Source organism: Bosea sp. RAC05, from assembly GCF_001713455.1.
Classification (GTDB): Bacteria; Pseudomonadota; Alphaproteobacteria; order Rhizobiales; family Beijerinckiaceae; genus Allobosea.
On the sequence record NZ_CP016464.1, the window covers coordinates 1,350,001 to 1,373,296 of the forward strand.

Below are 23,296 nucleotides of genomic sequence, written 5' to 3' on the forward strand. Positions count from 1 at the left end.
TTCCCAGCGCTCCGCGTCGCCCAACCGAATCTGCGCCCGGGTCCGGCTTAGCGAGATGATCCGGTCGGTGCGGGTCTGGGCGGGGTTGATCCCGAAGACCCGGACGCCCCACTCGACCGAGCGTCCACCGACTGCGCCGGTGAAGGCCATCAGCGCGGCATTGCCCGTCCCGCCGCAGATGTAGTCATAGCGCGGGCTGCGCCCGGCGCCGCCGATGATGTTGACGATCGCGCCCGTTCCCCGGTCCTTCATGGCGGCGAGGTAGAGCTGCGTCAGGTGGATATAGCCCATCACCTTCAGCGCCCAGGCCTGCTCCCAGGTCTCCATCGAGAGGTCGAGCAGGCCGCCGGCGGGGATGGCGCCGGCATTGTTCACGAGGATGTCGATCTCGGGAAAGGCTGCGGCCAGGGCCGTCCGTTCCGCCGCCGCCGACAGATCCGCCGCATGCGTCGTGACCCGGTTGGCCGAGCCCAGCGAGGATGCCGTCGCGGCCAGGCGCGCGGCGTCGCGCGCAACCAGCACGACCGAGCAACCCTCGGCCAGGAAGACGCGCGCGCAGGCCGCGCCGATTCCCTTCGATCCCCCGGTGATCAGCACGCGCCGCCCGGACAGTTTCAGATCCATCGGTCTCTCCCTCTCGCCCAGCGGGGGGCACGCGAAGGCTAGCCGATTCGGCGCGCGCGCAGGATCGATCGACGGGCCCGTTGAACCGCGCCGTGCCCCGCCGCGACCAATGATGGAAGCCCAACCAGACGGAATGCCATGGTGGATCCCAACCTGCTGTTCCCCAGGAGACCGCGCCGATGCTCGCATTCGGGGATGCTCCTCGCATGTCAATGATCTTCAGCCTCCCCTCCGCCGCGGCGCTGCAGCCGCTCCCGCCGCCTGCCGAACTCGGGCAGGATCATGCGCCGGGCAGCGCCAAGCCGCTCTTCATCATCGACGCCGATCTGCGCGTCCATTTCAGCAATCCAAGCGCGGCGGCTCTGGCGCGCGAAGGCCTCGGCGGCAATGGGCGCCTGATCTGCTCGGACAAGCTCTTCGCGGCGCGGCTGCAGACCTGGCTGAAGCGTCGCTGCTCCGGGGCGGCTTCGGAAGAGATCCGCCTGCCGCTCGTCCTGCGCTGCGGCCGCCAGACCATCGTCGATGCCGTTCATCTCGCCGGCGCCGGCATGGATGTGTTCGTGCTGACCGTCGACGACCCGCAGCGCATGATCGACCGCAAGGTCGACGAGGTCGCCGAGGCCTGCGGGCTGACCCCGACAGAGGCGCGCATGCTCGGCCTCGTCGTCAAGGGCCTCGACACCGTCGTCGCCGCCAAGAAGCTCGGCATCGCCCGGACGACCGCCCGCACCCATCTCCAGCGCCTCTTCGCCAAGACCGGGACGGCGCGTCAGAGCGAACTCGTGCGCTTCGTCGCGACCTTCATCGAAGAGGCCGCCTGAGGAGCGGAGGCGCGCCCGTTCAGCCGGGCCGCCGCGCGTCGATCCAGCCGCCGACGAGGTTCCGGCCGAGCAGGAATTCGGAGCTGAACCGGTCCCGCCTGAGCGGCTCGATCGCGATCGGCGCATCGAGGAACGCCCGCTGCTCCGCCAGGGCGCGGACCGCCTCGCCATGCGACACGGCCCTGAAGGCGATCTCGGTTCCCGGACGCGCCTGGGCGAGGCGGCCGAGATCGGCGCCGATCACGGTCGCGATCTTGGGGTAGCCCCCGGTCGACTGGCGGTCCGCCATCAGCACGATGGGCTGGCCTTCGCCGGGAACCTGGATAGCGCCCATGGCGACGCCGTCGGAGGGGATGTTGAAGCCCCCCGCATGGCGCAGGACCGGGCCTTCGAGAAAACACGCCATGCGGTCACCGCGCGGCGAGATTCGCCAGGGCCCGGCCAGGAAGGCCGCCACCTGGTCTTCGGCGAAGTAGTCCTGCTGCGGGCCGGGCAGCACCCTGACGATGTCGGCCGGCCGGTCGAGCAGCGGTGCGACGATCGCCCCGCCATCCGCTGCGCCCCGGCCCGGCGGCGAGACCGCAATCCGGTCGCCGACCTGTAGCATCCGCCCGTCGAGGCCACCCATGCCCGTGCGCGCATGCGTCGCGCGCGAGCCGAGAACGGCGGGGAGATCGAGGTCGCCTGCGACGGCCAGATAGCACCACATGCCCGCCGCGCCGGCGCGCAGCCGCAGCTTCGCACCGGGTTCGAGCGTGGCGACCACCGCCGCCGGCAGGGGCTGGTCGTCGAGTGTCGTCTGGAAGGCCCCCCCTGCGACAGCGATCGTCAGCGGGCCTTCCTCGGCAGTGAGCTCGATGCCGCCGAGCGAGACCTCGAGGGCCGCGGCGTCCTCCCGGTTCCCCAAGGCGCGGTTGGCGACGGCATGAGCAAGCGCGTCCATCGGGCCGGCCACCGTCACGCCATAGCGGAGATAGCCGTGCCGGCCGCCATCCTGCACCGTGATGCCGGGCCCGCAGGAGAGAATGCGCAGGGCCGTCATGCGGGCGTCCGCCGGGCCACGACCTCGCCCGCCTCCGCGCGCGCCTCCAGCGCCGCGAAGGTGGCGGGATCGATCGCCTCGAAGCGCAGGCTGTCCCCCGGCTCGAACAGGAAGGCGCTCGCCCGCTCCGGAGCATAGAGCCGCTCCGGCGTGCGGCCGACGACATACCAGCCCGTCGGCATCGCAAAGCTGGCAATGGCGCTCAGGCCGCCTCCCACCAGCACCACCTTGCTGTCATGCGGTGGGCGAGGCCGGGCCCGCCGCGAGATCGCCAGCGGTTCCGGCAGCCCCCCGAGATAGGTGAAGCCCGGCGAGAACCCGTACATGTAGATGCGGTAGCGCGCCGCGGCGTGCAGATCGGCGGCCCGCTCAGGCGGCATCCCCAGCAGCGCCGCCATCTCGGCGAGGTCTTCGCCATGCGGCGGCGCATAGCAGCACGGGATGGTCCAGAGCGCGCCCGGCCGGAGGTCGGCCGACGCCGCTCCCAGCCGCTCCTCGACCAGGCCGACGAGCCGGGCGCGATCGAGCCGGAGCGGATCGTAATGGATCATCAGCGAGCGATAGGTCGGCACCAGCTCGCGCAGGCCCTCGGGAGGCGCGGCCGCCAGCGCCGCATCGAGCGCCAGGACGCGGTCGCTGAGCGCGGGATCGACGCTGCGGCCGAACTCGACGACGAGCGCCGATTCGCCCGCATCGAGGAAGACGGGGCCGGCGGCCACCATGTCGCTCATCTGAAGGCGGCGATGCGGATGCCGGCCTGCTCCAGCGCCGCCCGGACCGCGCGCGCCGTCGCGACCGCATGGTCGGAATCGCCATGGACGCAGATGGAGTCGATCCCCGTCGGCAGCCGTCGCCCGGAAAGCGTGATCAGCGCCCCCTCCTGCACCATCGCGACGACGCGCTCGGCGGCTTCCCGTGCATCCGTGATCATCGCGCCCGGCAGGTGGCGCCCGACCAGTTGCCCCTCCTCGGTGTAGCCCCGGTCAGCGAAAATCTCCTGATGGACCCGCAGCCCGGCCGCCTCGCCGGCCGCGACCTGGGCGGTCAGCGCCGTGCCCAGCAGGGCGAGGCCGGGATCGACCGCCTTGATCGCCCGCGCGATCGCATCGGCCACCGGCCGCTCCTCGCAGGAGATGTTCCCGAGCGCGCCATGCGGTTTCACATAGGTGATGCGATGGCCGGCATAGCTGGCGAGTGCCGCCGCCGCGCCGATCTGATAGGCGACGAGCCGCTCGATCTCGCCCGTCGAGAAGGGAATCCGCCGCCGGCCGAAGCCCCAGAGATCCGGAAAACCCGGATGCGCCCCGACCGCGACCCCGCGCTCCCTGGCGATCGAGAAGGCCTGCGCCATGATCTCGGGATCGCCGGCATGCAGCCCGCAGGCAACATTGGCCGAGGTCACGATCTGGAGCATGGCGGCGTCGTCGCCGCAGCGATAGGCGCCGAAGCCTTCGGCGAGGTCCGCATTGAGATCGACGGTCGTCATGGCAGCATCCACCCGGGTCCCTTGACCGGGGACCATAAGCGCATCGCATCGGCCGGAGAAGGCGCGATCGCCGCTGGGGGGAGCATCGCTGGCTGGGACGCCACTGGAAACACGCGATCCACCAGAGGAAGCACGACACGCGCGCCCTTCGCCCCGTCCATGGCCAAAGGGAAGTGGCGCTGCGCGTTGTTCGGTCGATCGCGTTCCACTTTATGGACCCGCATCGAGTTCTTGTCTGACTCAGCGTCAGTAACAGGTGATCGCGAACAACATGGTTTATCGTTCTTTAAGTCCTCTGGAATATCCAAGCCTGTCCGTAGCGACACGTGTCGCTTCAAGACATGCCTTTCGTTGTGGCCGTCGGGAGCGGGGACTCGCGATCACGACCTGCCTCGGAGTCGCACCATGTTCAAGAAGATCACCATCCGCAGCTCGCTCATCGGGATCGTGGCGGCGCTTCGCCGCCGTGCTGGCCCTGACGGTTGCGAAATCGCTCAACACCATGAGCGACATGAGGGACGACACGACGATCCTCGGTCCATCAGATCCTGCCCACCGTCCAGATGAGCAACGACATCGAGGCCGAACTGCTCCGCCGACATCTGCGCCTGAACATGCATGTCAATTCGACCGATGCCGCTGTACTGGCGGGATACGAGGACGACATCCGCAAAGAAACCGCAGAGATCGAGGCGATGCGGGTGAAGCTCGCACCGGTATTGGTGCAGGCGCAGAGCCGGGAGGCATTGAAGCGCTATGAAGCCCTCGTGCCGACCTACCGGACTGGCATGGAGCAGGTGCTCGAACTCTCCCGCAAGGGCGACAAGGCCGCAGCGGCTGTCCGCTTGCGCGAGCTGCGACCGGTGCTCGCTTCAATGGAGAAGGCGATCGCAGACCTGACGGGCCACATCGCCGGTCGTGCGAATAGCGTCATCGTCTCGGCCGAAAGCGAATACCGCAGCAGCCTTTACCTGCTGATCGCGTTGGCCAGTCTCGCAGCCCTCGTCAGCGTCGGCGCCATCCTGATCGTCATCCGGCGCATCGCCAGCCCGATCGTCGCCACCACCGCGGCCATGAACGAACTCGCCAAGGGCAATCTCGACACGACCATTCGCCACGCCGACCGCGAGGACGAGATCGGCACGATGGCCAAGGCCCTCGAGATCTTCCGCGAGAGCCTGGTCAAGGTTCGCGCGCTCGAGGAGCAGGAGCGCGCCGCAGCCGAGCGGCGCCTGGCCCGGGCCCAGTCGATGGAAGCGGTCGTCAGCGATGTCGGCGAGGTCGTGGCGGCAGCGGCGGCGGGCGATTTCTCGGCGCGGCTGCAGATCGACCAGGCCGACGAGCAGATGCAGAAGCTCGTCGCCGGCATCAACGAGATCAACGCGGTGGTGGATTCCGCCACCAGCGAGTTCGCCCGCACGCTTTCGGCGGTCGCCGCCGGCGATCTGACGGTGCGGGTCGATGCCGCCTATCGCGGCAAGTTCGCCGAGCTCAAGGGCGCGATCAACGAGACGGTCGAGCGGCTCTCCTCGACGGTCAAGACGATCCAGGTCACCTCGGCCGATGTCGGTCTCGCCGCCCGCGAGATCAACATGGGCGCTGACGACCTGTCGAAGCGCACGGAGGAGCAGGCCTCCTCCCTGGAGGAGACCGCGGCGACGACCGAAGAGCTCGCGGCCTCGGTGAAGGCCTCGGCCCAGGCGTCGCGCGAGGCGGCCTCGATCGCCGACGAGGCGATGAAGGCGGCGCAGACCGGCGGCGCCATCGCTGGCAAGGCCGTCGACGCGATGGCCCGGATCGAGGACGCCTCGACCAAGATCTCGGACATCATCCGCGTCATCGACGATATCGCCTTCCAGACCAACCTGCTGGCGCTGAACGCAGCCGTGGAAGCGGCCCGCGCCGGCGATGCCGGCAAGGGCTTCGCGGTCGTCGCCTCCGAGGTCCGCACGCTCGCGCAGCGCTCTGGCGAGGCGGCCAAGGACATCTCGGCCCTGATCTCCTCCTCCAACACCGAGGTCGGCGAGGGCGTGAAGCTCGTCCGCCAGGCCGGCGAGGCGCTGGAGCAGATCCTCAGCGCCTCCCGCAAGGTCGCCGCCACCATCGCCGACATCTCGGCGGCGTCGGGCGAGCAGGCCAATGGCATCGACGAGATGAGCCAGGCCGTCGCCCATCTCGACGAGATGACCCAGCAAAACGCCGCGCTCGCCGAACAGAGCGCCGCCTCCGCCGGTTCGCTCTCCAACCGCATCGGACAGCTCAACGACCTCGTCGCCGCGTTCAGGACCGAGGGTGGATCCGCGGTTCGCTCCGCGCCCCTGTCGAGCGAGCCCGCGCGCCTGCGCCAGCTCGCCGAATCGGCCTTCTCCGCGGCGAAGTCGGCCCCGCGCAGCCGGCCCGCTCCGGCCCCGGCCAAGAAGGTCGCCAACAGCCGTGGCGGCGATGCGGGTTGGGCCGAGTTCTGAGCCCGTCGCTGGCCTGACGACATCAACAAACGGCCGGGGCGAGACATCGCCCCGGCCGTTGCTGTCTTGAAGCCGAGCGCAGACCTCGATGCCGGCGCAGATCCTGAAGCGCGGGGAGCGGCCGGCCCCCGGTCCAGTATGCCTCTCCCCGGCTAGAAATTGACCTTGTCGGCGCCCTTGAGCTGCAGCACTTCGCGAGCGTCCTCGGGGGTCGCGACTTCGAGGCCGAGCCCCTCGATGATCATGCGGGCCGCCCTGACCTGGTCGGCGTTGGATTTGGCGAACTGGCCCGGGCCGAGCCAGAGCGAATCCTCGAGACCGACCCGCAGATTGCCGCCCATCGAGACCGCCATGGCGGCGATCGGCAGCTGATGGCGCCCGCGCCCAGCACCGACCACTGGTACTGGTCGCCGAACAGCCGGTCGGCCGTGCGCTTCATGTGAATGACGTCCTCCGGATGCGGCCCGATGCCGCCGAGGATGCCGAACACCGACTGCACGAAGAAGGGCGGCTTCACCAGCCCGCGGTCGACGAAATGGGCCAGCGTGTAGAGATGGCCGATGTCGTAGCACTCGATCTCGAAGCGCGTGTTGTTCTCCGCGCAGGTGGTGAGGATGTTCTCGATGTCCTGGAAGGTGTTCTTGAAGATCCGGTCCTTCGAGCCTTCGAGATAGGGCCTCTCCCAGTCGTGCTTGAAGTCCTTGAACCGGGCCAGCATCGGGTAGAGCCCGAAATTCATCGAGCCCATGTTGAGCGAGGCGACCTCGGGCTTGAAATGCGCGCAGGGGCCCAGCCGCTCCTCGACGCCCATCGTCGGGGCGCCGCCGGTGGTGATGTTGATGACGCAGTTCGAGCGCTGCTTGATCACCTTCAGGAACGGCTCGAAGGCCTCCGGCGACTGGTCGGGCTGGCCGGTCACGGGGTTGCGCGCATGGACATGCACCAAAGCCGCGCCGGCTTCGGCCGCCCCCACCGCCGCGTCGATGATCTCTTCGGCCGTCACCGGAAGATGCGGCGACATCGACGGCGTATGGATCGCGCCGGTGACCGCGCAGGTGATGATGACTTTGCGGTTCTTCGCCATGGCGGAGGTGTCCTTTCGGCTGTTCGTATCGTCTGTCGGCTCATCGTCATTGCGAGCGCAGCGAAGCAATCCAGGAGGACGTCGAGCGCGGCCGCCCCTGGATTGCTTCGCTGCGCTCGCAATGACGGCTGAGGCTTTTCATTCCGGCTTGGCGACCGAGGCGCGCTTGTGCGCCTGCAGCGCCGCCAGCCGCGTGTCGCGCCAGTCGCTGAGGCGCTTCACCCGCTCGGGCGACTGCGCGCCGCGCCACTCGCTCATCACGGTCTCGACCGTCGCGGTGTCGAACGGATTGCCGAGCCCCTCGGACGACTTCACCATCCGATCGAGCGAGGCCGAATAGCGCGCGCAGTAATCGGGGATGCCGCCGGGCGCGTTGAGCTCGATCGTCTCGAACGGCCCCATGAAGGACCAGCGCAGGCCCAGGCCATCGCGGATCGTCTTGTCGACATCCTCGGCGCTGGCGACGCCCTCGCCGACGATGCGGAAGGCCTCCGCCAGCAGCACGGCCTGCAGGCGGTTCAAAACGAAGCCGGGCTTTTCCTTGCGCAGCACGATCGGCACCTGGCCGGCCTGCTCGTAGATCGCCTTGGCCCGCTCGACCACCGCCGGGTCGGTCCAGAGCGCCGGCGCCAGCTCGACGATCGGCACGAGATGGGGCGGGTTGACCGGATGCGCGACGAGGCAGCGCGCCCGGCCCACCAGGGTCTCGCTGAACACCGAGGCCATGATGAAGGAGGTCGAGGACGCCAGGATGGTCGAGGGCGGGCAGAGCGCATCCATCTCCGCGAAGAGCTGCTGCTTGGCCGCGACGGTCTCCGGCCCGTTCTCCTGCACGAGGTCGGCGCCGGTCAGGACATCGGCGAGGTCGCGGGCGACGCGGATGCGCGACAGCGAGCCCTTGGGGTCTTCGACCAGCCCATGGCCCGCGAGTTCCTCGAGATTGGTGCCGATATGGGCGCGCGCCGCCTCCGCCGCGCCGGGCGCGACGTCATGCAGCGCGACGGAACAGCCATGGCTGGCGAAGACGGTGGCCCAGGCGCGGCCGATCAGGCCCGAACCGACGATGGCGATGCTGGTCATGTAATGAAGTCCTTGGCGAAGCGCTTATCGTCATCGCGAGCGCAGCGAAGCAATCCAGACGGTGTGGAGCGCGCGGGCTGGATTGCTTCGCTGCGCTCGCCATGACGGACAGGCTGAGTTGCCATCACAGCCACAACACCTGCCGGCGCAGCGCGAGATCCTGGCTCAGCGCCCGCGACGGGCCGGTATGGACGACGCTGCCGCGCTCGAGCACGACGGTGCGGTCCGAGAGCGCCAGCGCGAGGTCGAGATGGTGGTCGACGATGACGATGCCGATCTCCTGGCGGAGCTTGTCGAAGGCCTCGAACAACTCCTCGACGACGGCCGGCGCCAGCCCCTCGAAAGGCTCGTCGAGCAGGAGGATGCGGGTGTCGCCCGAGAGCGCGCGCGCCACCGCCACCATCTGCTGCTCGCCACCCGACAGGTAGTCGGCCGGCGAATGCCAGCGCTGCTTGATGCGCGGGAAGAAGGCGAAGATCTTGTCGTCGTCCCAATGCGTGCCGTTGCCGGTGACGCGCTTGAGCCGGCCGAGCTCCATATTGTCCTTGACGCTCATGCCCGCGAACAGCCCGCGGCCCTGCGGCACATAGGCGATGCCGGCGCGCGCGATTGAGGCTGGCGGCTGGCCGGCGATGTCGCGGCCCGCCAGCGTGATCGTGCCGCTCGCCGGCGGGGCGATGCCGGTGATGGTCTTGAGCAGGGTCGACTTGCCGGCGCCGTTGCGGCCGAGCAGCGCGACGATCTCGTTCTCATGCACGTCGAGCGTGACCTGCCTGAGGATGTGGCTCTTGCCGTAGAAGGTGTCGACCTTGTCGAGGCCGAGCAGCACGGGGCTGCGCGCGGCGCTCTGGCGCGGTTTCTCGGCCAGCGCATGCGCGCCCGAGCCGATATAGATTTCCTGCACGCGCGGCGACGAGCGCGCATCCTCGACCGTGCCGTCGACCAGCACCGAGCCCTCGTTCATCACCGTCACATGGTCGGCAATGGCGAAGACACGGTCGATGTCGTGCTCGACGAGCAGCACCGGCAGGTCGGTCGAGATCGACTTGATCAGATTGCCGACGCGCTCGCGCTCGGCCGCCGCCAGGCCCGCCAGCGGCTCGTCGAGCAGCAGCACGCGCGGCTTCGTGGCGAGCGCCAGACTCATGTCGAGCAGGCGCTGGCCGCCATAGCTCAGCGATCCGGCCTCCGCCGTCTCGATGCCGCGCAGGCCCATCGTGTCGATCACGGTCGCGGTCTGGTCGTTGACCTCGTCGAGCGCGCCGGCCGGCCGCCAGAAGCCGAAGCGCGCCTCGGCGCGGGCCTGGACGGCGAGCCGCACATTCTCCTCGACCGACAGCGTCGGGAACAGATTGGTGATCTGGAAGGCGCGCCCGATGCCGGCCTGCGTGATCGCCTCGGGCGACATCCCGCCGATCGCGCGCTCGCGCAGCCGCACCTCGCCGCGATCGGGCGGGAACAGGCCGGAGATCAGGTTGAACGCCGTGGTCTTGCCGGCGCCGTTGGGGCCGATCAGCGCATGCAGCCGGCGATCGGCCATGGTGATGTCGACGCCCTCGACCGCCTTGATGCCGCCGAAGCTCTTGGCGAGCCCCCGCGCGGTCAGGATCGGCCCGTCGGTCGGATCGCTCGGCTTCATGAAGGCCGGCAGCGTCACGGTGCCCGCCTTGCGCTCCGACATCGCCGCATCGCCCACGACCGACTTGCGGAAGGGCCGCAGGAGGCGCTCGCCGAAGCCGACGATGCCGGTCGGCGAGAACACGATGAAGCCGACGAAGAGCAGGCCGAACCAGAACAGCCAGTTCGGCGTGATGCTGGAGAGGTAGTCGCGGAAGATCACGAAGAACAGCGCGCCCAACGCCGGCCCCAGGAAGGAGCGCATGCCGCCGATCACCACCATCGCCAGCAATTCGCCGGAGAAGGCGACCGAGATCGGCTCGGCCGAGGTCATCCGGTTGTTGAACAGCAGCAGCGAGCCGGCGAGACCCGTCAGCGCCGCCGAGAGCGTGAAGGCGATCAGCTTGTAGCGGTCGGTGGCATAGCCGAGGAAGCGGGCCCGCTGCTCGTTCTCGCGGATCGCGACCAGCACGGTGCCGACGGGCGAGCGATGGAAGCGCCAGAGGCCGTAGACCACCGCCATGCCGATCAGCGCCACGAGGACGTAGAACGACGAGGCCTGCTCGAAATCGATGCCGAGGAAGAGCGGCCGCTTGATGCCGCCGAGCCCGTCCTCGCCGCCCGTTACCGCCGTCCAGCGGAAGGCGACCGAATAGGTCATGGCCGCCAGCGCCAGCGTCAGGAGCGAGAAGTAGACCCCTTTGCGGCGCAGGATCAGCGCCCCGAACGCAAACGCGATCAGGCCGACGAACAGCACAGCCAGGAGGATCGGCAGGGCGAACTGGCCCGGCAGCCAGTTGCGCTGGATCAGCCCGGCGGCATAGGCGGCGAGCCCGAACCAGGCGCCATGGCCGAAGGAGACAAGGCCCGTGGTGCCGACGAGGATGTTCAGCGCCATGCAGGCGATGGCGAAGACGACGATCTCCGTCGCCGAGGTCGTGCCGAGCCCGATGACATCCATCAGGAAGGGCAGGGCGAGCAGGCCGGCGGCGGCGATGAAGAGCGGCGCGTGGTCGCGCTGTGCGGGTGTCATCGCGGCCTCACTCGAAACGCTGGATGCGTTCGCCGAACAGGCCGCGGGGCCGGAACAGCAGGACGAGCAGCATCATCAGGTAGATCACGGCGGTGGACCATTGCGTGTAGCCAAGCCCGATCGTGATGCCCTTCACCAGCCCGACCATCAGCGCGGCCACCACCACGCCCCAGAACGAGCCCAGGCCTCCGATGACGACGACGACGAAGGCCGGCGTGATGATCTCCTGCCCCATGGCGGGATGGATCGAATAGATCGGCGCCAGCAGCACGCCGGCCAGCCCCGCCAGCCCGATGCCGATGCCGGCGACCGCGACCATGTAGGGCTGCAAGGAGATGCCGAGCGCGCCGACCATGTCGGGGTTCTGCACGCCGGCGCGCACGACGCGGCCGAAGGCGGTGCGCTGCAGCAGGAACCAGAGGCCCAGCACGCAGGCCGCCGCGATCAGGAGCAGCATCGCCCGGTAGCGCGAATAGATGAAGTCGCCGATGAAGATCTGGCCGCGCAGCGCCGGCGGGATCGAGAAGGAGAGCGGCGGCGCGCCGAAGATCATCCGCAGCGACTGCTCGGCGACCATGGCGAGCCCGAAGGTCAAAAGCAGCGAGAGGATCGGGTCCGAGCGGTAGAAGCGCTGGAACAGCCCGCGCTCGACGACGATGCCGATCAGCGCGACCAGCACGGGCGAGGCCACCATGGCACCGCCGAAGCCGATATGCGGGGCGAGCACGATCGTGAGATAGGCGCCGATCGCATAGAAGGCGCCATGCGCCAGGTTGACGATGCCGCCCAGCGAGAAGATCAGCGACAGGCCGAGCGCGATCAGGAGGTAATAGACCCCGTCGAGCAGCCCGTTCAGCACCTGCTGGATGAAGAGGGTGAGCAAGGATTGGCCTTTATCGGAATGCGCGCTGCAGGAAGAGGCCTTCAGCGTGGTGCGTCATGGTCGGGCTTGACCCGACCATCTCGGAAACCAGAGCTCTCTCGTCATGAGATTCCCGGGTCGGCGCTACGCGCCGCCCGAGAATGACGGATGGACCCTCAGCTCATCTTGCAGACGGCCTCGTCGCCGCTGGTGGCGATGACCTCCATGTCCTCGTTCGGGCCGGGCACGGCCGGCGAGGAGGTGAAGAGATCCCACGGGTTCTTGACCTGCGCGGCCGGCAGCGCCGTGATCGTGTACATCTCGCTGATGAGCTGGTGGTCGGAGGCGCGGAAATAGCCCGGCCGACCCTTGAGCACATCGAACTTGGCGCCCTTTTCCCAGTATTCGAGGATCTTGGCCGTCTCGGTCGATTTCAGCTCGCTCATCGACTGCGCCATGATCTTCACGGCCATGTAGTCGCCCCAGGCCTGGTTCTCCGGCGGCTTGCCGTACTTCTTGGTGAAGGCGGCCACAAAAGCCTTGGTGCCGGGGGTGTCGATCAGATGGTGCCAGACGCAGGGCCAGATGCCGGCGAAATTGTCCTTGCCGGCCGCCCAGGCCAGCGCCGTGTCGAAGCCGAAGCCGGCGACCGGGAAGGTCAGGCCGAACTCCGAATACTGCTTCAGGAAGTTGGTGATCTGGTTGCCGGCGAGGTTCGAGATCACGAGGTCGGGCTTGGCGGCGCGGATTTCGAGCAGCAGCGCCGAGAAGTCGGTCGCATCGGTCGGCACCAGCTTGTCGGCGGCGAACTGGCCGCCATTGGCCTCCATGAAGCGCTTGGCGACCTTGAGCAGGTCATGGCCGAAGGCGTAGTCGGCGGTCAGCGAGAACCACTTCTTGCCCTTCACCAGCCCCTGCGCCATCAGCGAGCGGCCGCAGCTCTTCACATACATCGAGTTCTGGTGCTCGACATGGAACATGTAGCGGTTGCAGCTCTCGCCGCGCAGCGCGTCGGAATTGCCGCCGGTGTTGACGAAGAGCGTCTTGTTGCGCGCCGCGACCTGCGAGATCGTCAGGCAGGAGGCCGAGGAGATTTCGCCGAGGATGCAGGTGACCTTGTCGCGCTCGATCATGCGCTCGGCCTTGGTCGAGGCCGTCTGCGGATTGACCGAATCCTCCTTCAGCGCCTCGAGCTTGCGGCCGTTGACGCCGCCCGCCGCGTTGATCTCCTCGACCGCGAGATCGACCGCCATCACGCCGTATTCGCCGAGCGGGCCGAGGAAGCCCGTCCGCGGCGTCAGATGGCCGAACCGGATCGCGTCGGGCGTCTGTGCGAGGATGATCGAGGGGCTGGCGATCAGGCCGGCGGCCGTGCCGGCACCGAGACCCACCAGCGCCTGCCGGCGCGAGAGTCGGGTCGTCTTCAACAGGTCTGACATGAGCGTTCCTCCCAGAACGAGCGCCGCGCCGTTGTGGCGTCGGCGGATGTTGATCAGCGGTCTGACGCCGCTTGTCGTGATCTGTGATCACAGTTAGGTTGGCAGACATGACCGCCGCTGTCCAGCCCTCGCGCACCGCCTTCGAGCAGTCGGCTCCCCTGGGGGAGACCGACGCCTCGGCGCTCGACGCCATCGGCGCGCTGCAGCGCGAGACGCTTGGCGAGCGGGTCACGGGCGAGTTGCGCTCGCTTCTCGTCGCGGGCCGCCTTGCGCCGGGCGAGAAGCTGTCGCTGCGCCGCGTCGCCGAGGCGCTCGGGGTCTCGATGATGCCGGTGCGCGAGGCGGTCAGCCGGCTCGCCGCCGACGGCGCGCTCGAGGTGCTGCCGGGGCGGGCGGTGCGCGTGCCCGTGCTCTCGCTGGCGCAGTTTCGCGAGCTGACGCGGCTGCGCCTCGTCGTCGAGGGCTTCGCGGCGGAGGAGGCGGCACGCCAGGCGACGCCCGCCGACATCGACCGGATCGTGGCCTTCGACGCGGCCTTTCGCCAGGCGGCGAGTGCCGAGCCGCCCGACAGCGCCGCGGCCGTTGCGGCCAATCGCGATCTGCATTTCGCTCTCTACGAGGCGGCCGCCATGCCGAGCCTCATCGAAATGATCGAGCGGCTCTGGCTGAAGGCCGGGCCGATCCTCAATCTCGACATGCGCCACGACCCGCGGAGGCTCGAGGGCGGCAGCGCCATGCAGGCCCATGCCCGCCTGCTGGAGGCCGTGCGCCGCCGGGACGCGCCGGCCGCCCGCGCGGCGCTGGAAGACGACATCGCGGCCGCCGCCGCGCATATCGAGGAAACGGGCCAGCTTCGGGCCTGACGGGGAGAGACGGGATGGATCTGCAGATCGAGGGGCTGCGCGTGCTGGTGACGGCCGGCGCCAACGGCATTGGCCGCGCCACGGCGCGTGCCTTCGCGGCCGAGGGCGCGAAGGTCCATATCTGCGACGTGGATCGCGCCGCGCTCGCCGACATGGCCAGGAGCGACCCGGCAATGACGCAGTCGGTCTGCGACGTCTCCGACCGGGCCGCCGTCGCGCGGCTGATGGAGGAGGCGCTGTCGGCGCTGGGCGGGCTCGACTGCCTCGTCAACAATGCCGGCATCGCCGGCCCGACGGGCCGCGTCGACGAGATCGCGCCGGAGGACTGGGACTCCTGCGTTGCGATCGACCTGACCGGGCAGTTCAACTGCACGCGGCTCGCGGTCCCGCATCTCAAGCAGTCGAAGAACGCCTCGATCGTCAATCTCTCCAGCCAGGCCGGCAAGCACGGCTTCCCGCTGCGCTCGCCCTATGCCGCGGCGAAATGGGGCGTCATCGGCTTCACCAAGGCGCTCTCCGCCGAGCTCGGCGAATTCGGCATCCGCGCCAACGCGATCTGCCCAGGCCTCGTCGAGGGGCCGCGCATCCAGAGCGTCATCGCCAACAAGGCGCGCAGCTTCAACGTCTCGCATGAGGAGATGACGCAGCGCCTCTTCGCCGGCGTCTCGATCAAGCAGTTCGTCGACCCCGCCGACATCGCCAAACAGATCGTCTTCCTTGCCTCGCCCTTCGCCAGGACGATCTCGGGACAGGAGATCTCGGTCTGCGGTGACACGCGCATGCTGGCCTGAGCGGGACGGCGTCCCTCCCGGCTCCGCCTCAATGGGGCGGGAGTGTCTGGGAGGAGCGCCGCACCACCAGTTCGACGGGCAGTAGCGTCTCCCGCTCCACGGGCCGACGCGCCACCATGGCGATCAGGGTCTGTGCGGCGAGGTTGCCGATCCGCGCTGTGGGGACATGGACGGTCGTCAGGCCCGGTGAGACATGGGCCGACATGTCCAGCCCGTCGATCCCGACGACGCTGAGATCATCGGGAACGGCCATGCCGCGCGCATGCGCCTCCTCGAGGCAGCCGATCGCGAAGAGGTCGATGCCACCGATCAGCGCTGTCGGACGGTCGTCGAGGTCGAGCAGCATCGCGCATCCGGCCCGCCCGCCGGCGAGAGTCAGCGACTGCTCGACGACGAGCGAGTCAGGGAGCGACAGGCCGGCCTCCTCGAGGGCCAGGCGTGCGCCGGCGAGCCGCGCCCTCTGCCGATCATTGAACTGCAGATGGCCGACGATCATGCCGATGCGGCGGTGGCCGAGGCTGATCAGGTGCTGCGCGGCCAGGCGGCCGGCCATGGCGTTGTCGATGGTCACGGCCGTGAAATGGCCATCGCCGCACCAGGTCAGCACCACCGGCAGGCCGGAGGTACGCAGCAGGGCCGTCGTCTCCGGCGCCCGTTCGGCCCCGACCAGCATCAGCCCGTCGACGCCGCGCCCCAGCAGGGCGCGCACAGCCTGCGTCTCGGCGGCGGGACTCGCCTCGTGCGAGGCGACCAGCAGCAGATAGCCCGATTGCGCCAGGGTCGCCTGCATCGCCTGGAGGGCACGGGCGAAGATGGCGCTGTCGAGTGTTGGAACGATCGCGCCGATGGTCATGGACCGGCCGGATGCGAGCGCCCGTGCAGCCCCGTCGGGCAGATAGCCGAGGCGCTGGGCACTGGCCCTGACGCGGGCGAGCGTTTCTGGCGAGAGAAGCTCGGGCTGGGCGATGGCACGCGACACGGTCGCGGCGGACACGCCTGCATCCCGGGCCACATCGCTCAGCTTGACGCGCGCTGCGCTCACCATCGTCCCCATGAAAAATCTTTCATTCGATCTAGTCTCATATCGCCATGAACGGCAAGCTGAGCCACCAAAATCGTACTCTTATACGAGAACGTTGACACGGGTGCGATGTTCTGGAACGTTGAGTGAAAGCGCTTTCATCAGAAGAGCGCGCCGGGGAACGCCATGATTGGAAGACGGGGATGGGTCGGCCTGGGCTCGGTGGCGGCTGTGCTGCTGCTGTGGTTCGGCCTGACCACGGCGACGGGCTTCGTGTCGCCCGGTCGTTTCCCCTCGCCTGCCGATTTCTGGCTTTCGCTGAAGCAGATTAGCACGCGCGGCTATGCCGGTGGCGGGTTGGCGGCCCATGCGCTGCAGAGCGTCAAGCTGGTCGTGATGGGCTTTGCCGTGGCGGTCGCCACCGGCGTGCCGCTCGGCCTGTGGATGGGCTGGGACCGGCGCGCCGAGGCCGCAATCAACCCGATCTTCCTGATCATCCGGCCAATGCCGCCTTTGGCCTGGATCCCGCTCGCGATCCTCTGGCTCGGCCTCGGCGACGGCGCCAAGATCATGGTGATCTGGTTTGCCGCCTTCGTGCCCTCGGTGATCAACTCCTTCGCCGGCGTGCGCAACATCGATCGCCCGATCATCGAGGCGGCGCAGATGCTGGGCACGCCGCGCTGGCGGATGGTCACGGAGGTGATCGCGCCGGCCGCCGCCCCGATGATCTTCACGGGCCTGCGCCTGTCGCTCCAGGCCTCCTGGACGACGTTGGTCGCGGCCGAACTCGTCGGCGCGCTCGCCGGCATCGGCTTCGTGCTCAACATGGCCCAGCAGGACATCTACCCGGGCATGATCCTGGTGGGGATGGTGACGGTCGGCGTGCTCGGCTGGGCGACGACCTATGCGCTCGGCCGGGTAGAGCGCCGCGCGCTCGCCTGGAATGTGGCGGGGAGGGATTGATGCAGACGATCCCGCTTCGCCTGAGCGAGAAATGCGTCTGGGGCGCGCTGGGTCTCGTCGGCTTCATCGGGCTCTGGGCGGCGCTGTCGGCCTTCGGCATCGTGCCACGCCAGTTCCTGCCTTCGCCGCTCGATGTCCTCACCCGCTTCGTCCATCTGCTGACCAACCCCTTCGCCGGGGCGACGCTGCCGCAGCATCTTGCCTCGAGCTTCCAGCGCTATGCCTATGGCGTGCTGCTGGCGGCCTTCATCGGCGTGCCGCTCGGCCTGCTGATGGGCTGGTTCCGCTGGCTCGACGACGTCGTCACCCCGCTCTTCGACGGCTTGCGCTTCATCGCGCCGATCGCCTGGGTGCCCTTCGCCGCTTTGTGGTTCGGCGTCGGCATCGGCGGGCCGATCCTGATCATCTTCGCGGGCGCCTTCCCGCCCTGCCTGATCAACGCCTATCGCGGCGCCCGCTTCGTCGAGCCCCGCCTCATTGAGGCGGCGCGCATGCTCGGCACCGGGCATCTGCGGATGATCCTCGAAATCCTGCTGCCGGCGGCGACGCCCTCGATCGTCTCGGGCCTGCGCGTCTCGGCGGGGCTGGGCTGGCAGTCGCTGGTCGGGGCGGAGCTGATCGTCGCGGCGGCCGGGGTCGGATTCATGATGGTGCAGGCGCAGGCCAATGTCGCGACCCCGACCGTGATGGCCGGCATGGTCGCGATCGGCCTCGTCGGCATGGCGATCGACGTGATGCTGCGGCAGGGCGAAGCCTGGCTTCGCCGCCGCCGCGGCCTCCAGGCGTAAGGGAACGAAGGCGATGGGTTCGATCCGTTTCGACAAGGTCGACAAGGTCTTCGGTCCGGTGTCGGGCGGCGTGAAGGCGCTCGACGACATCAATCTGGAGATTGCCGACAAGGAGTTCGTCGCGATCGTCGGCCCCTCCGGCTGCGGCAAGACGACCTGCCTGCGCATGGTCGCCGGCTTCGAGCCGCCCAGCGCCGGCATCGTCAGCGTCAACGGCAAGGCGGTGACGGAGCCGGGCCCCGATCGTGCCGTGGTCTTCCAGCAATTCGCGCTGTTTCCGTGGAAGACGGTGCGCGAGAACATCGAGCTCGGCCTGCGCAACAAGAACCTGCCGAGGGCTGAGCGCGACGGGCTGGTTGCCGGCGCGCTCAAGCTCATGAACCTCGAGAGCCATGCCGATGCCTTCCCGCATCAACTCTCGGGCGGCATGCAGCAGCGCGTCGCCATCGCCCGCGCCTATGTGCTCGATCCCGAAGTGCTGCTGATGGACGAGCCCTTCGGCGCGCTCGACGCGCAGACCCGCGTCGTCATGCAGGAGGAACTGGTGCGGCTGGCGCGGGTCAATCCGCGCACCGTGCTGTTCATCACCCATGCGGTGGAGGAGGCGGTCTATCTCGCCGACCGGGTCGCGATCATGACCCGCCGCCCGGGCCGCATCAAGGAGGTGCTCGACATCCGCTCGGTGCGGCAGGCCGAGAACTGGGACCGCCATGAGCGCATCGAGGATGTGATGGATCTCGAATCCTTCGTCCATCTGCGCACCCAGATCTGGAAGTCGCTGCGCGAGGAGAAGGGCGCCCATGGGGTCTGACCTCGCCACACTGCCGCGCCTCGCGCGCGACCTGACCGAACCGGAGCCGATTCCCGAGGCGGGCATCGCGCGCGCCTGCGAACTGATGCGCTCGGGCCGGCTGTTCCGCTATGGCGAGATGGGCGCCGACCAGAACGACGTCGCCCTCTTGGAGCAGGAATTCGCCGCCTTCGTCGGCCGGCGCTATTGCGTCGCCGTCAACTCCGGTGGCGCCGCTTTGTGCCTGGCGCTGAAGGTGCTGGACCTGCAGCCGGGCGAACCGGTGCTGGTCAATGGCTTCACGCTGGCGCCGGTGCCCGGCGCCATCCTGCATGCCGGCGGCCGGCCGGTGCTGGTCGAGGTCGGCCCGGACTACGTCATCGACTGCGAGGATCTGCGGGCCAAGGCCCGCGCCTCGGGCGCCCGCATCCTGATGCTGTCTCACATGCGCGGGCACATCGCCGACATGGATGCGGTGATGGCCGCCTGCGACGAACTCGGGCTGCTCCTGGTCGAGGATTGCGCCCATGCGCTCTGCGCCGCCTGGGACGGCCGCGCCATCGGCACCTTCGGCGCAGCGGCCGCCTTCAGCGCCCAGACCTACAAGCATCTCAACGCCGGCGAGGGCGGTTTCCTCCTGCTGGACGATGACGACCGCATCGCCCGGGCCATCCTGCATTCGGGCAGCTACATGCTGCACGCCCAGCATCGCAGCGCGCCACCCGCCGAGGTCATCGCCGCCTGGGAGGAACGGACCCCCAATTTCAGCATGCGGATGACGGCGCTCGCCGCCGCGCTGCTGCGGCCGCAACTGCACGACCTGCCGCGCCGTGCAGCGCGCTGGAACGCCATCCATGACCGGATCGGCGCGGCCATCGCGCGCTCGCAGCATGTCCGGCTGCCACCACGTTCGCCCAAGGACCGCTATGGCGCGACCTCGGTCCAGTTCTCGCTGCTGGGCTTCGACGATTCCGAGATCGCTGCGGTCCTCGAGCGCTGCGCCGCCCGCGGCCTGCCGATCAAATGGTTCGGCGCCGGCCGGCAGCGCGGCTTCACCAGCGCGCCGCGCCATTGGCGCTATGCGGGCGAGCAGGGGCCGATGGCGCAGACCCACGCCATCCTGGCCGGGCTCTGCGACATTCGCACGCCGCTCTCGCTGACCGATGAAGATTGCGACCTCGTCGCCGACATTCTGCGCGAGGCCATCGAGACCGTCGTCTCCGCCCGGGCGGAGACAGGGAAAACCGGGCGGGCTGCAACAGGCTGAGACCGGGCTAACGACAACAGGGAGAAAACGAAGATGAAACGCATCGTTGCCGGATTGGGGATCGCCGCCGCGCTGGCCTTTGCCGCGCCTTCGCCGGGCCAGGCACAGACCGCCATCGGCGTCAGCTACCAGCCCTCGCTCTACTGGGCGCTGCCGTTCCACTACGCCACCGTGAAGGGCTGGTGGAAGGATGTCGGCCTGACGCCGAACTTCTCGACCTTCCCGGCCGGCGCGCCGCAGATTGCGGCCTCCGCCGCCAAATCCTGGGATGTCGGCGGCACCGGCTCGGTTCCTGCCGTGCTCGGCGCGGTGCGCTTCAACATCCTGACCATCGGCATCACCAACGACGAGTCGAAGACCAATGCGATGATGGTGCGCGGCGACAAGTTCGACGCGATCAAGGCCGATCCGAAGCTGCTGAAGGGCCAGAAGCTGCTCCTCACCACCAACTCCACGGTGGATTACGCGGCACGCAAATGCCTGACCAAGTTCGGCCTGCAGCAGAGCGATATGCAGTTCGTCAATCTCGGCCAGGCCCAGATTATCACCGCGATCACCTCCAACAATGGCGATGTCGCCGGCGTCTGGGCGCCCAACACCTACACGCTCGAGGAGCGCGCCAACGCCAAATATCTCTGCTCTGGCGCCGATGCCGGCGCGATCGTGCCCGGCGCGCTGATCGTGCGCGGCGATTTCGCCAAGGAGCGGCCCGAGGACGTCGCGAAGTTCCTGGCCGTCTTCCTGCGCGGCTGGTCCTGGGCCAAGGCCAACCCGGCCGAGGCGCGCACGCTGGCGCTCGATTTCTACAAGCAGGGCGGGCTCGAGGTGACGCCCAAGGCGATGGACCAGGAGTTCGCGCTGCGGCCGACCTTCGGCCTCGACGAGCAGCTCAAGCTGATGGCGCGGGGCTCAGGCGCCTCGACGGTGGATGGCTGGTTCTCCGAGATCGGCAAGTTCATCACCGAGGTCGGGACGATTCCCTCCAACCCCGACGCCAAGAGCTACGTCACCGACGACTTCCTGAAGCGCGTCGCGGCCGACCCCAAGCTCAAGGCCTTCGCGACCGAGTTCGACAAGAAGTAACCGGGCTCACGATCGACCGACCGCTGCGGTGACGCCCCCCGGCGTCACCGCCACCACCCTTTGCGCTCCGAAGCGGACCTAAAGCCATGGCCATCACCCATCTCAAGACCGCGACCAAGACGCCGGAAACGGAAACCGACACCGCGCGCGCGGTGGTCACCGAGATGCTCGCCGCGATCGAGGCCGGGGGCGAGCAGGCGGTGAAGGACTACGCCCTCAAGCTCGACAAATGGGACGGGCCGATCGTCCTCGACCAGGCCGCCATCGCCGAGCGCATCCGCGACGTGCCGCAAGCGGTGAAGGACGACATCAGCTTCGCCGCAGGGCAGGTGCGTCGCTTTGCCGAGGCGCAGCGCGCCTCCTGCCAGGACTTCTCGCTGGAGATCTCGCCCGGCCTGCATCTCGGGCAGAAGCTCGTGCCGGTGAACACGGCCGGCTGCTATGTGCCGACCGGCCGCTACGCCCATATCGCCTCGGCCTATATGTCCGTCGCCACGGCCAAGGCCGCCGGCGTCAAGACCGTCGTCGCCTGCTCGGCGCCGTTCCGCGGCCAGGGCATCCACCCGCATGTGCTCTATGCGCTGACGGTGGCAGGCGCCGACATCATCATGTGCCTGGGCGGCGTCCAGGCGATCGCGGCGATGACCTTCGGCCTGTTCACCGGCAAGCCGGCCGACATCATCGTCGGGCCCGGCAACAAATTCGTCGCCGAGGCCAAGCGCATGCTGTTCGGCAAGGTCGGGATCGACGTCTTCGCCGGCCCCTCCGAGGTCGCCGTGATCGCCGACGACAGCGCCGACCCGCTGATCGTCGCGACCGATCTCGTCGGCCAGGCCGAGCACGGCCATGAGAGCCCGGCCTGGCTGATCACCTCCTCGCGCCGCATTGCCGACGAGGTCGCCAGGCTGATGCCGGAGCTGATCGCCACCCTGCCGCCCACGGCCCGCGATGCCGCCGGCGCCGCCTGGCGCGACTATGGCGAGATCGTCCTCTGCGACACCCGCGAGGAGATGGTCGCGGTCTCCGACGCTTATGCCTGCGAGCATCTCGAGGTGCACTGCGGCGATCTCGACTGGTGGCACGCCCATCTCAGCAATTACGGCTCGCTCTTCCTCGGCGAGGAGACCAATGTCGCCTTCGGCGACAAGGTCTCGGGCCCCAACCACATCCTCCCGACCAAATTCGCCGCCCGCTACTCGGCGGGTCTGTCGGTCCACAAATTCCTGAAGCCCCTGACCTGGCAGCGCATGGACCGCGCCGCCTGCCAGCGCATCGCCCCCGTCTCGGCCCGGATCTCGCGGCTGGAGGGCATGGAGGCCCATGCCCGCACCAGCGATGCGCGCATGGCCAAATACGCGCCGGGCTCGAATGTCGATCTCGGCAAACCGGTCGAGGTCTGAGCGATGTTCCGGCTGACCTCGCTCTTCGACCTCACCGGCAAGACGGCGCTGGTCACCGGCGGCAACAGCGGCATCGGGCTCGCCATGGCCCGCGCGCTGGGGCTGGCGGGCGCGCATCTCGTCATCGTCGCAAGACGGGAAGACGCACTGCGCGAGGCGGCCGAAGGGCTGCGGGCGGACGGCATCGCGGCCGACATCATCGCCGCCGATCTCGCCTCGCCGGAGGCGGGCACCACTCTGGCGGCGGCCTGCGAGCGGCTGGGGCGGACCATCGACATCCTCGTCAATGTCGCCGGGCTCAATCTGCGCCAGCCCTTCATGCAGGTTTCGGCCGAGGCTTTCGACCTGCATATGGCGGTGCATCTGCGCGCGCCCTTCCTGCTGACCCAGGCTTTCGCACCGGGGATGGCGCAGCGCGGCTATGGCCGCATCGTCAACATCGCCTCGCTACAGAGCTACCGCGCCTTCCCCGACTGCGCGCCCTATGGCGCGGCGAAGGGCGGCGTCGTCCAGCTGACGCGGGCCATCGCCGAGGAATGGTCGCGCCATGGCGTCACCTGCAACGCGATCGCGCCGGGTTTCTTCCCGACGCCGCTGACGGCCCCCGTCTTCGCCGATCCCGCGCGCGCCGCCAAGAACGCGGCGCAGACCGCCATCGGCCGCAATGGCGAACTCGACGATCTCGCCGGCGCCACGGTCTTCCTGGCCTCGCCGGCCTCGGCCTATGTCACCGGCCAGACCCTGGCCGTCGATGGCGGCTTCACCGCCAAATGAGGA

At 68.8% G+C, this 23,296-nt stretch carries 20 protein-coding genes and 1 pseudogene (1 of these 21 cut by a window edge); 11 read left to right on the plus strand and 10 right to left on the minus strand.

Annotated elements, in window-relative coordinates:
* Positions 1–624: the 5' portion of a short-chain dehydrogenase/reductase gene (locus BSY19_RS09865; RefSeq protein ID WP_069054017.1), read on the minus strand. Its footprint begins 144 nt before the window's first position; 624 of the gene's 768 nt are visible here — the first part of the coding sequence; the start codon lies at positions 622–624; the stop codon falls past the left edge of the window.
* A 206-nt stretch (positions 625–830) separates the two neighbouring features.
* On the opposite strand from BSY19_RS09865, the gene BSY19_RS09870 reads away from it, so the two are divergent.
* Entirely contained in the window at positions 831–1,445 is a 615-nt protein-coding gene (locus tag BSY19_RS09870; protein WP_069054018.1) for a helix-turn-helix transcriptional regulator, read from the plus strand.
* A gap of 19 nt (positions 1,446–1,464) precedes the next feature.
* On the opposite strand, the gene BSY19_RS09875 is transcribed toward BSY19_RS09870, so the two are convergent.
* Genes BSY19_RS09875 through BSY19_RS09885 form a run of 3 tightly spaced genes read right to left on the minus strand, consistent with a single transcriptional unit; the run spans position 1,465 to position 3,973 of the window.
* Complete coding sequence (locus tag BSY19_RS09875) at positions 1,465–2,487, minus strand: 5-oxoprolinase subunit C family protein (protein WP_069054019.1); 1,023 nt, start codon at positions 2,485–2,487, stop codon at positions 1,465–1,467.
* Positions 2,484–3,218 (minus strand): 5-oxoprolinase subunit B family protein, encoded by a 735-nt coding sequence (locus BSY19_RS09880; RefSeq protein ID WP_236840502.1) that lies wholly within the window; start codon positions 3,216–3,218, stop codon positions 2,484–2,486. Before BSY19_RS09880 ends, BSY19_RS09875 begins: the two co-directional genes overlap by 4 nt.
* Positions 3,215–3,973 carry a 5-oxoprolinase subunit PxpA gene (locus BSY19_RS09885; protein ID WP_069054020.1) on the minus strand — a complete coding sequence of 253 codons (759 nt, stop codon included), beginning with the start codon at positions 3,971–3,973 and terminating at the stop codon, positions 3,215–3,217. The genes BSY19_RS09880 and BSY19_RS09885 overlap by 4 nt, the downstream gene beginning before the upstream one ends.
* A 548-nt stretch (positions 3,974–4,521) precedes the next feature.
* Here BSY19_RS09885 and BSY19_RS09890 point away from each other — a divergent pair.
* Positions 4,522–6,438: a methyl-accepting chemotaxis protein gene (locus BSY19_RS09890; RefSeq protein WP_257785744.1), complete on the plus strand. Its 1,917-nt coding sequence runs from the start codon at positions 4,522–4,524 to the stop codon at positions 6,436–6,438.
* A gap of 152 nt (positions 6,439–6,590) precedes the next feature.
* On the opposite strand, the pseudogene kce reads toward BSY19_RS09890, so the two are convergent.
* The 5 genes and pseudogenes from kce to BSY19_RS09915 form a co-directional block, all read right to left on the minus strand.
* Positions 6,591–7,522: pseudogene (kce, locus tag BSY19_RS09895) on the minus strand (3,5-dioxohexanoate:acetyl-CoA acetone transferase).
* Between the two features lie 138 nt (positions 7,523–7,660).
* Entirely contained in the window at positions 7,661–8,602 is a 942-nt protein-coding gene (locus BSY19_RS09900; protein ID WP_069054022.1) for a 3-hydroxyacyl-CoA dehydrogenase, read from the minus strand.
* Positions 8,603–8,726: 124 nt separating this feature from the next.
* The gene (locus BSY19_RS09905; RefSeq protein ID WP_069054023.1) at positions 8,727–11,252 is read right to left on the minus strand and encodes a branched-chain amino acid ABC transporter ATP-binding protein/permease; all 2,526 of its coding nucleotides are present in this window, start codon (positions 11,250–11,252) and stop codon (positions 8,727–8,729) included.
* A 7-nt stretch (positions 11,253–11,259) separates the two neighbouring features.
* Positions 11,260–12,135 (minus strand): branched-chain amino acid ABC transporter permease, encoded by an 876-nt coding sequence (locus BSY19_RS09910; protein WP_069054024.1) that lies wholly within the window; start codon positions 12,133–12,135, stop codon positions 11,260–11,262.
* Positions 12,136–12,290: 155 nt separating this feature from the next.
* On the minus strand, positions 12,291–13,553 hold the full coding sequence (locus BSY19_RS09915; protein WP_069054025.1) for an ABC transporter substrate-binding protein: 1,263 nt from the start codon (positions 13,551–13,553) through the stop codon (positions 12,291–12,293).
* A gap of 107 nt (positions 13,554–13,660) precedes the next feature.
* On the opposite strand from BSY19_RS09915, the gene BSY19_RS09920 reads away from it, so the two are divergent.
* Positions 13,661–14,416 carry a GntR family transcriptional regulator gene (locus tag BSY19_RS09920; RefSeq protein WP_083247512.1) on the plus strand — a complete coding sequence of 252 codons (756 nt, stop codon included), beginning with the start codon at positions 13,661–13,663 and terminating at the stop codon, positions 14,414–14,416.
* A 14-nt stretch (positions 14,417–14,430) separates the two neighbouring features.
* On the plus strand, positions 14,431–15,207 hold the full coding sequence (locus BSY19_RS09925; protein ID WP_069054026.1) for an SDR family oxidoreductase: 777 nt from the start codon (positions 14,431–14,433) through the stop codon (positions 15,205–15,207).
* A 28-nt stretch (positions 15,208–15,235) separates the two neighbouring features.
* On the opposite strand, the gene BSY19_RS09930 is transcribed toward BSY19_RS09925, so the two are convergent.
* Complete coding sequence (locus tag BSY19_RS09930; protein ID WP_083247513.1) at positions 15,236–16,261, minus strand: LacI family DNA-binding transcriptional regulator; 1,026 nt, start codon at positions 16,259–16,261, stop codon at positions 15,236–15,238.
* A 153-nt stretch (positions 16,262–16,414) separates the two neighbouring features.
* Between BSY19_RS09930 and BSY19_RS09935 the strand changes: the two genes are divergently transcribed.
* The 7 genes from BSY19_RS09935 (at position 16,415) to BSY19_RS09965 (ending at position 23,293) form a co-directional block, all read left to right on the plus strand.
* Positions 16,415–17,191 carry an ABC transporter permease gene (locus BSY19_RS09935; RefSeq protein ID WP_069054027.1) on the plus strand — a complete coding sequence of 259 codons (777 nt, stop codon included), beginning with the start codon at positions 16,415–16,417 and terminating at the stop codon, positions 17,189–17,191.
* Positions 17,191–17,979: an ABC transporter permease gene (locus tag BSY19_RS09940; RefSeq protein ID WP_069054028.1), complete on the plus strand. Its 789-nt coding sequence runs from the start codon at positions 17,191–17,193 to the stop codon at positions 17,977–17,979. Before BSY19_RS09935 ends, BSY19_RS09940 begins: the two co-directional genes overlap by 1 nt.
* A gap of 13 nt (positions 17,980–17,992) precedes the next feature.
* Complete coding sequence (locus tag BSY19_RS09945) at positions 17,993–18,790, plus strand: ABC transporter ATP-binding protein (protein ID WP_069054029.1); 798 nt, start codon at positions 17,993–17,995, stop codon at positions 18,788–18,790.
* On the plus strand, positions 18,780–20,036 hold the full coding sequence (locus BSY19_RS09950) for a DegT/DnrJ/EryC1/StrS family aminotransferase (RefSeq protein WP_069054030.1): 1,257 nt from the start codon (positions 18,780–18,782) through the stop codon (positions 20,034–20,036). The genes BSY19_RS09945 and BSY19_RS09950 overlap by 11 nt, the downstream gene beginning before the upstream one ends.
* A gap of 33 nt (positions 20,037–20,069) precedes the next feature.
* A complete protein-coding gene (locus BSY19_RS09955; RefSeq protein WP_069054031.1) occupies positions 20,070–21,119 on the plus strand; it encodes an ABC transporter substrate-binding protein in 1,050 nt (349 codons plus the stop codon).
* A gap of 86 nt (positions 21,120–21,205) precedes the next feature.
* Positions 21,206–22,519 (plus strand): sulfopropanediol 3-dehydrogenase, encoded by a 1,314-nt coding sequence (gene hpsN, locus BSY19_RS09960; protein WP_069054032.1) that lies wholly within the window; start codon positions 21,206–21,208, stop codon positions 22,517–22,519.
* 3 nt (positions 22,520–22,522) lie between these two features.
* Positions 22,523–23,293 (plus strand): SDR family NAD(P)-dependent oxidoreductase, encoded by a 771-nt coding sequence (locus BSY19_RS09965; RefSeq protein ID WP_069054033.1) that lies wholly within the window; start codon positions 22,523–22,525, stop codon positions 23,291–23,293.
* Positions 23,294–23,296 lie beyond the last annotated feature (3 nt).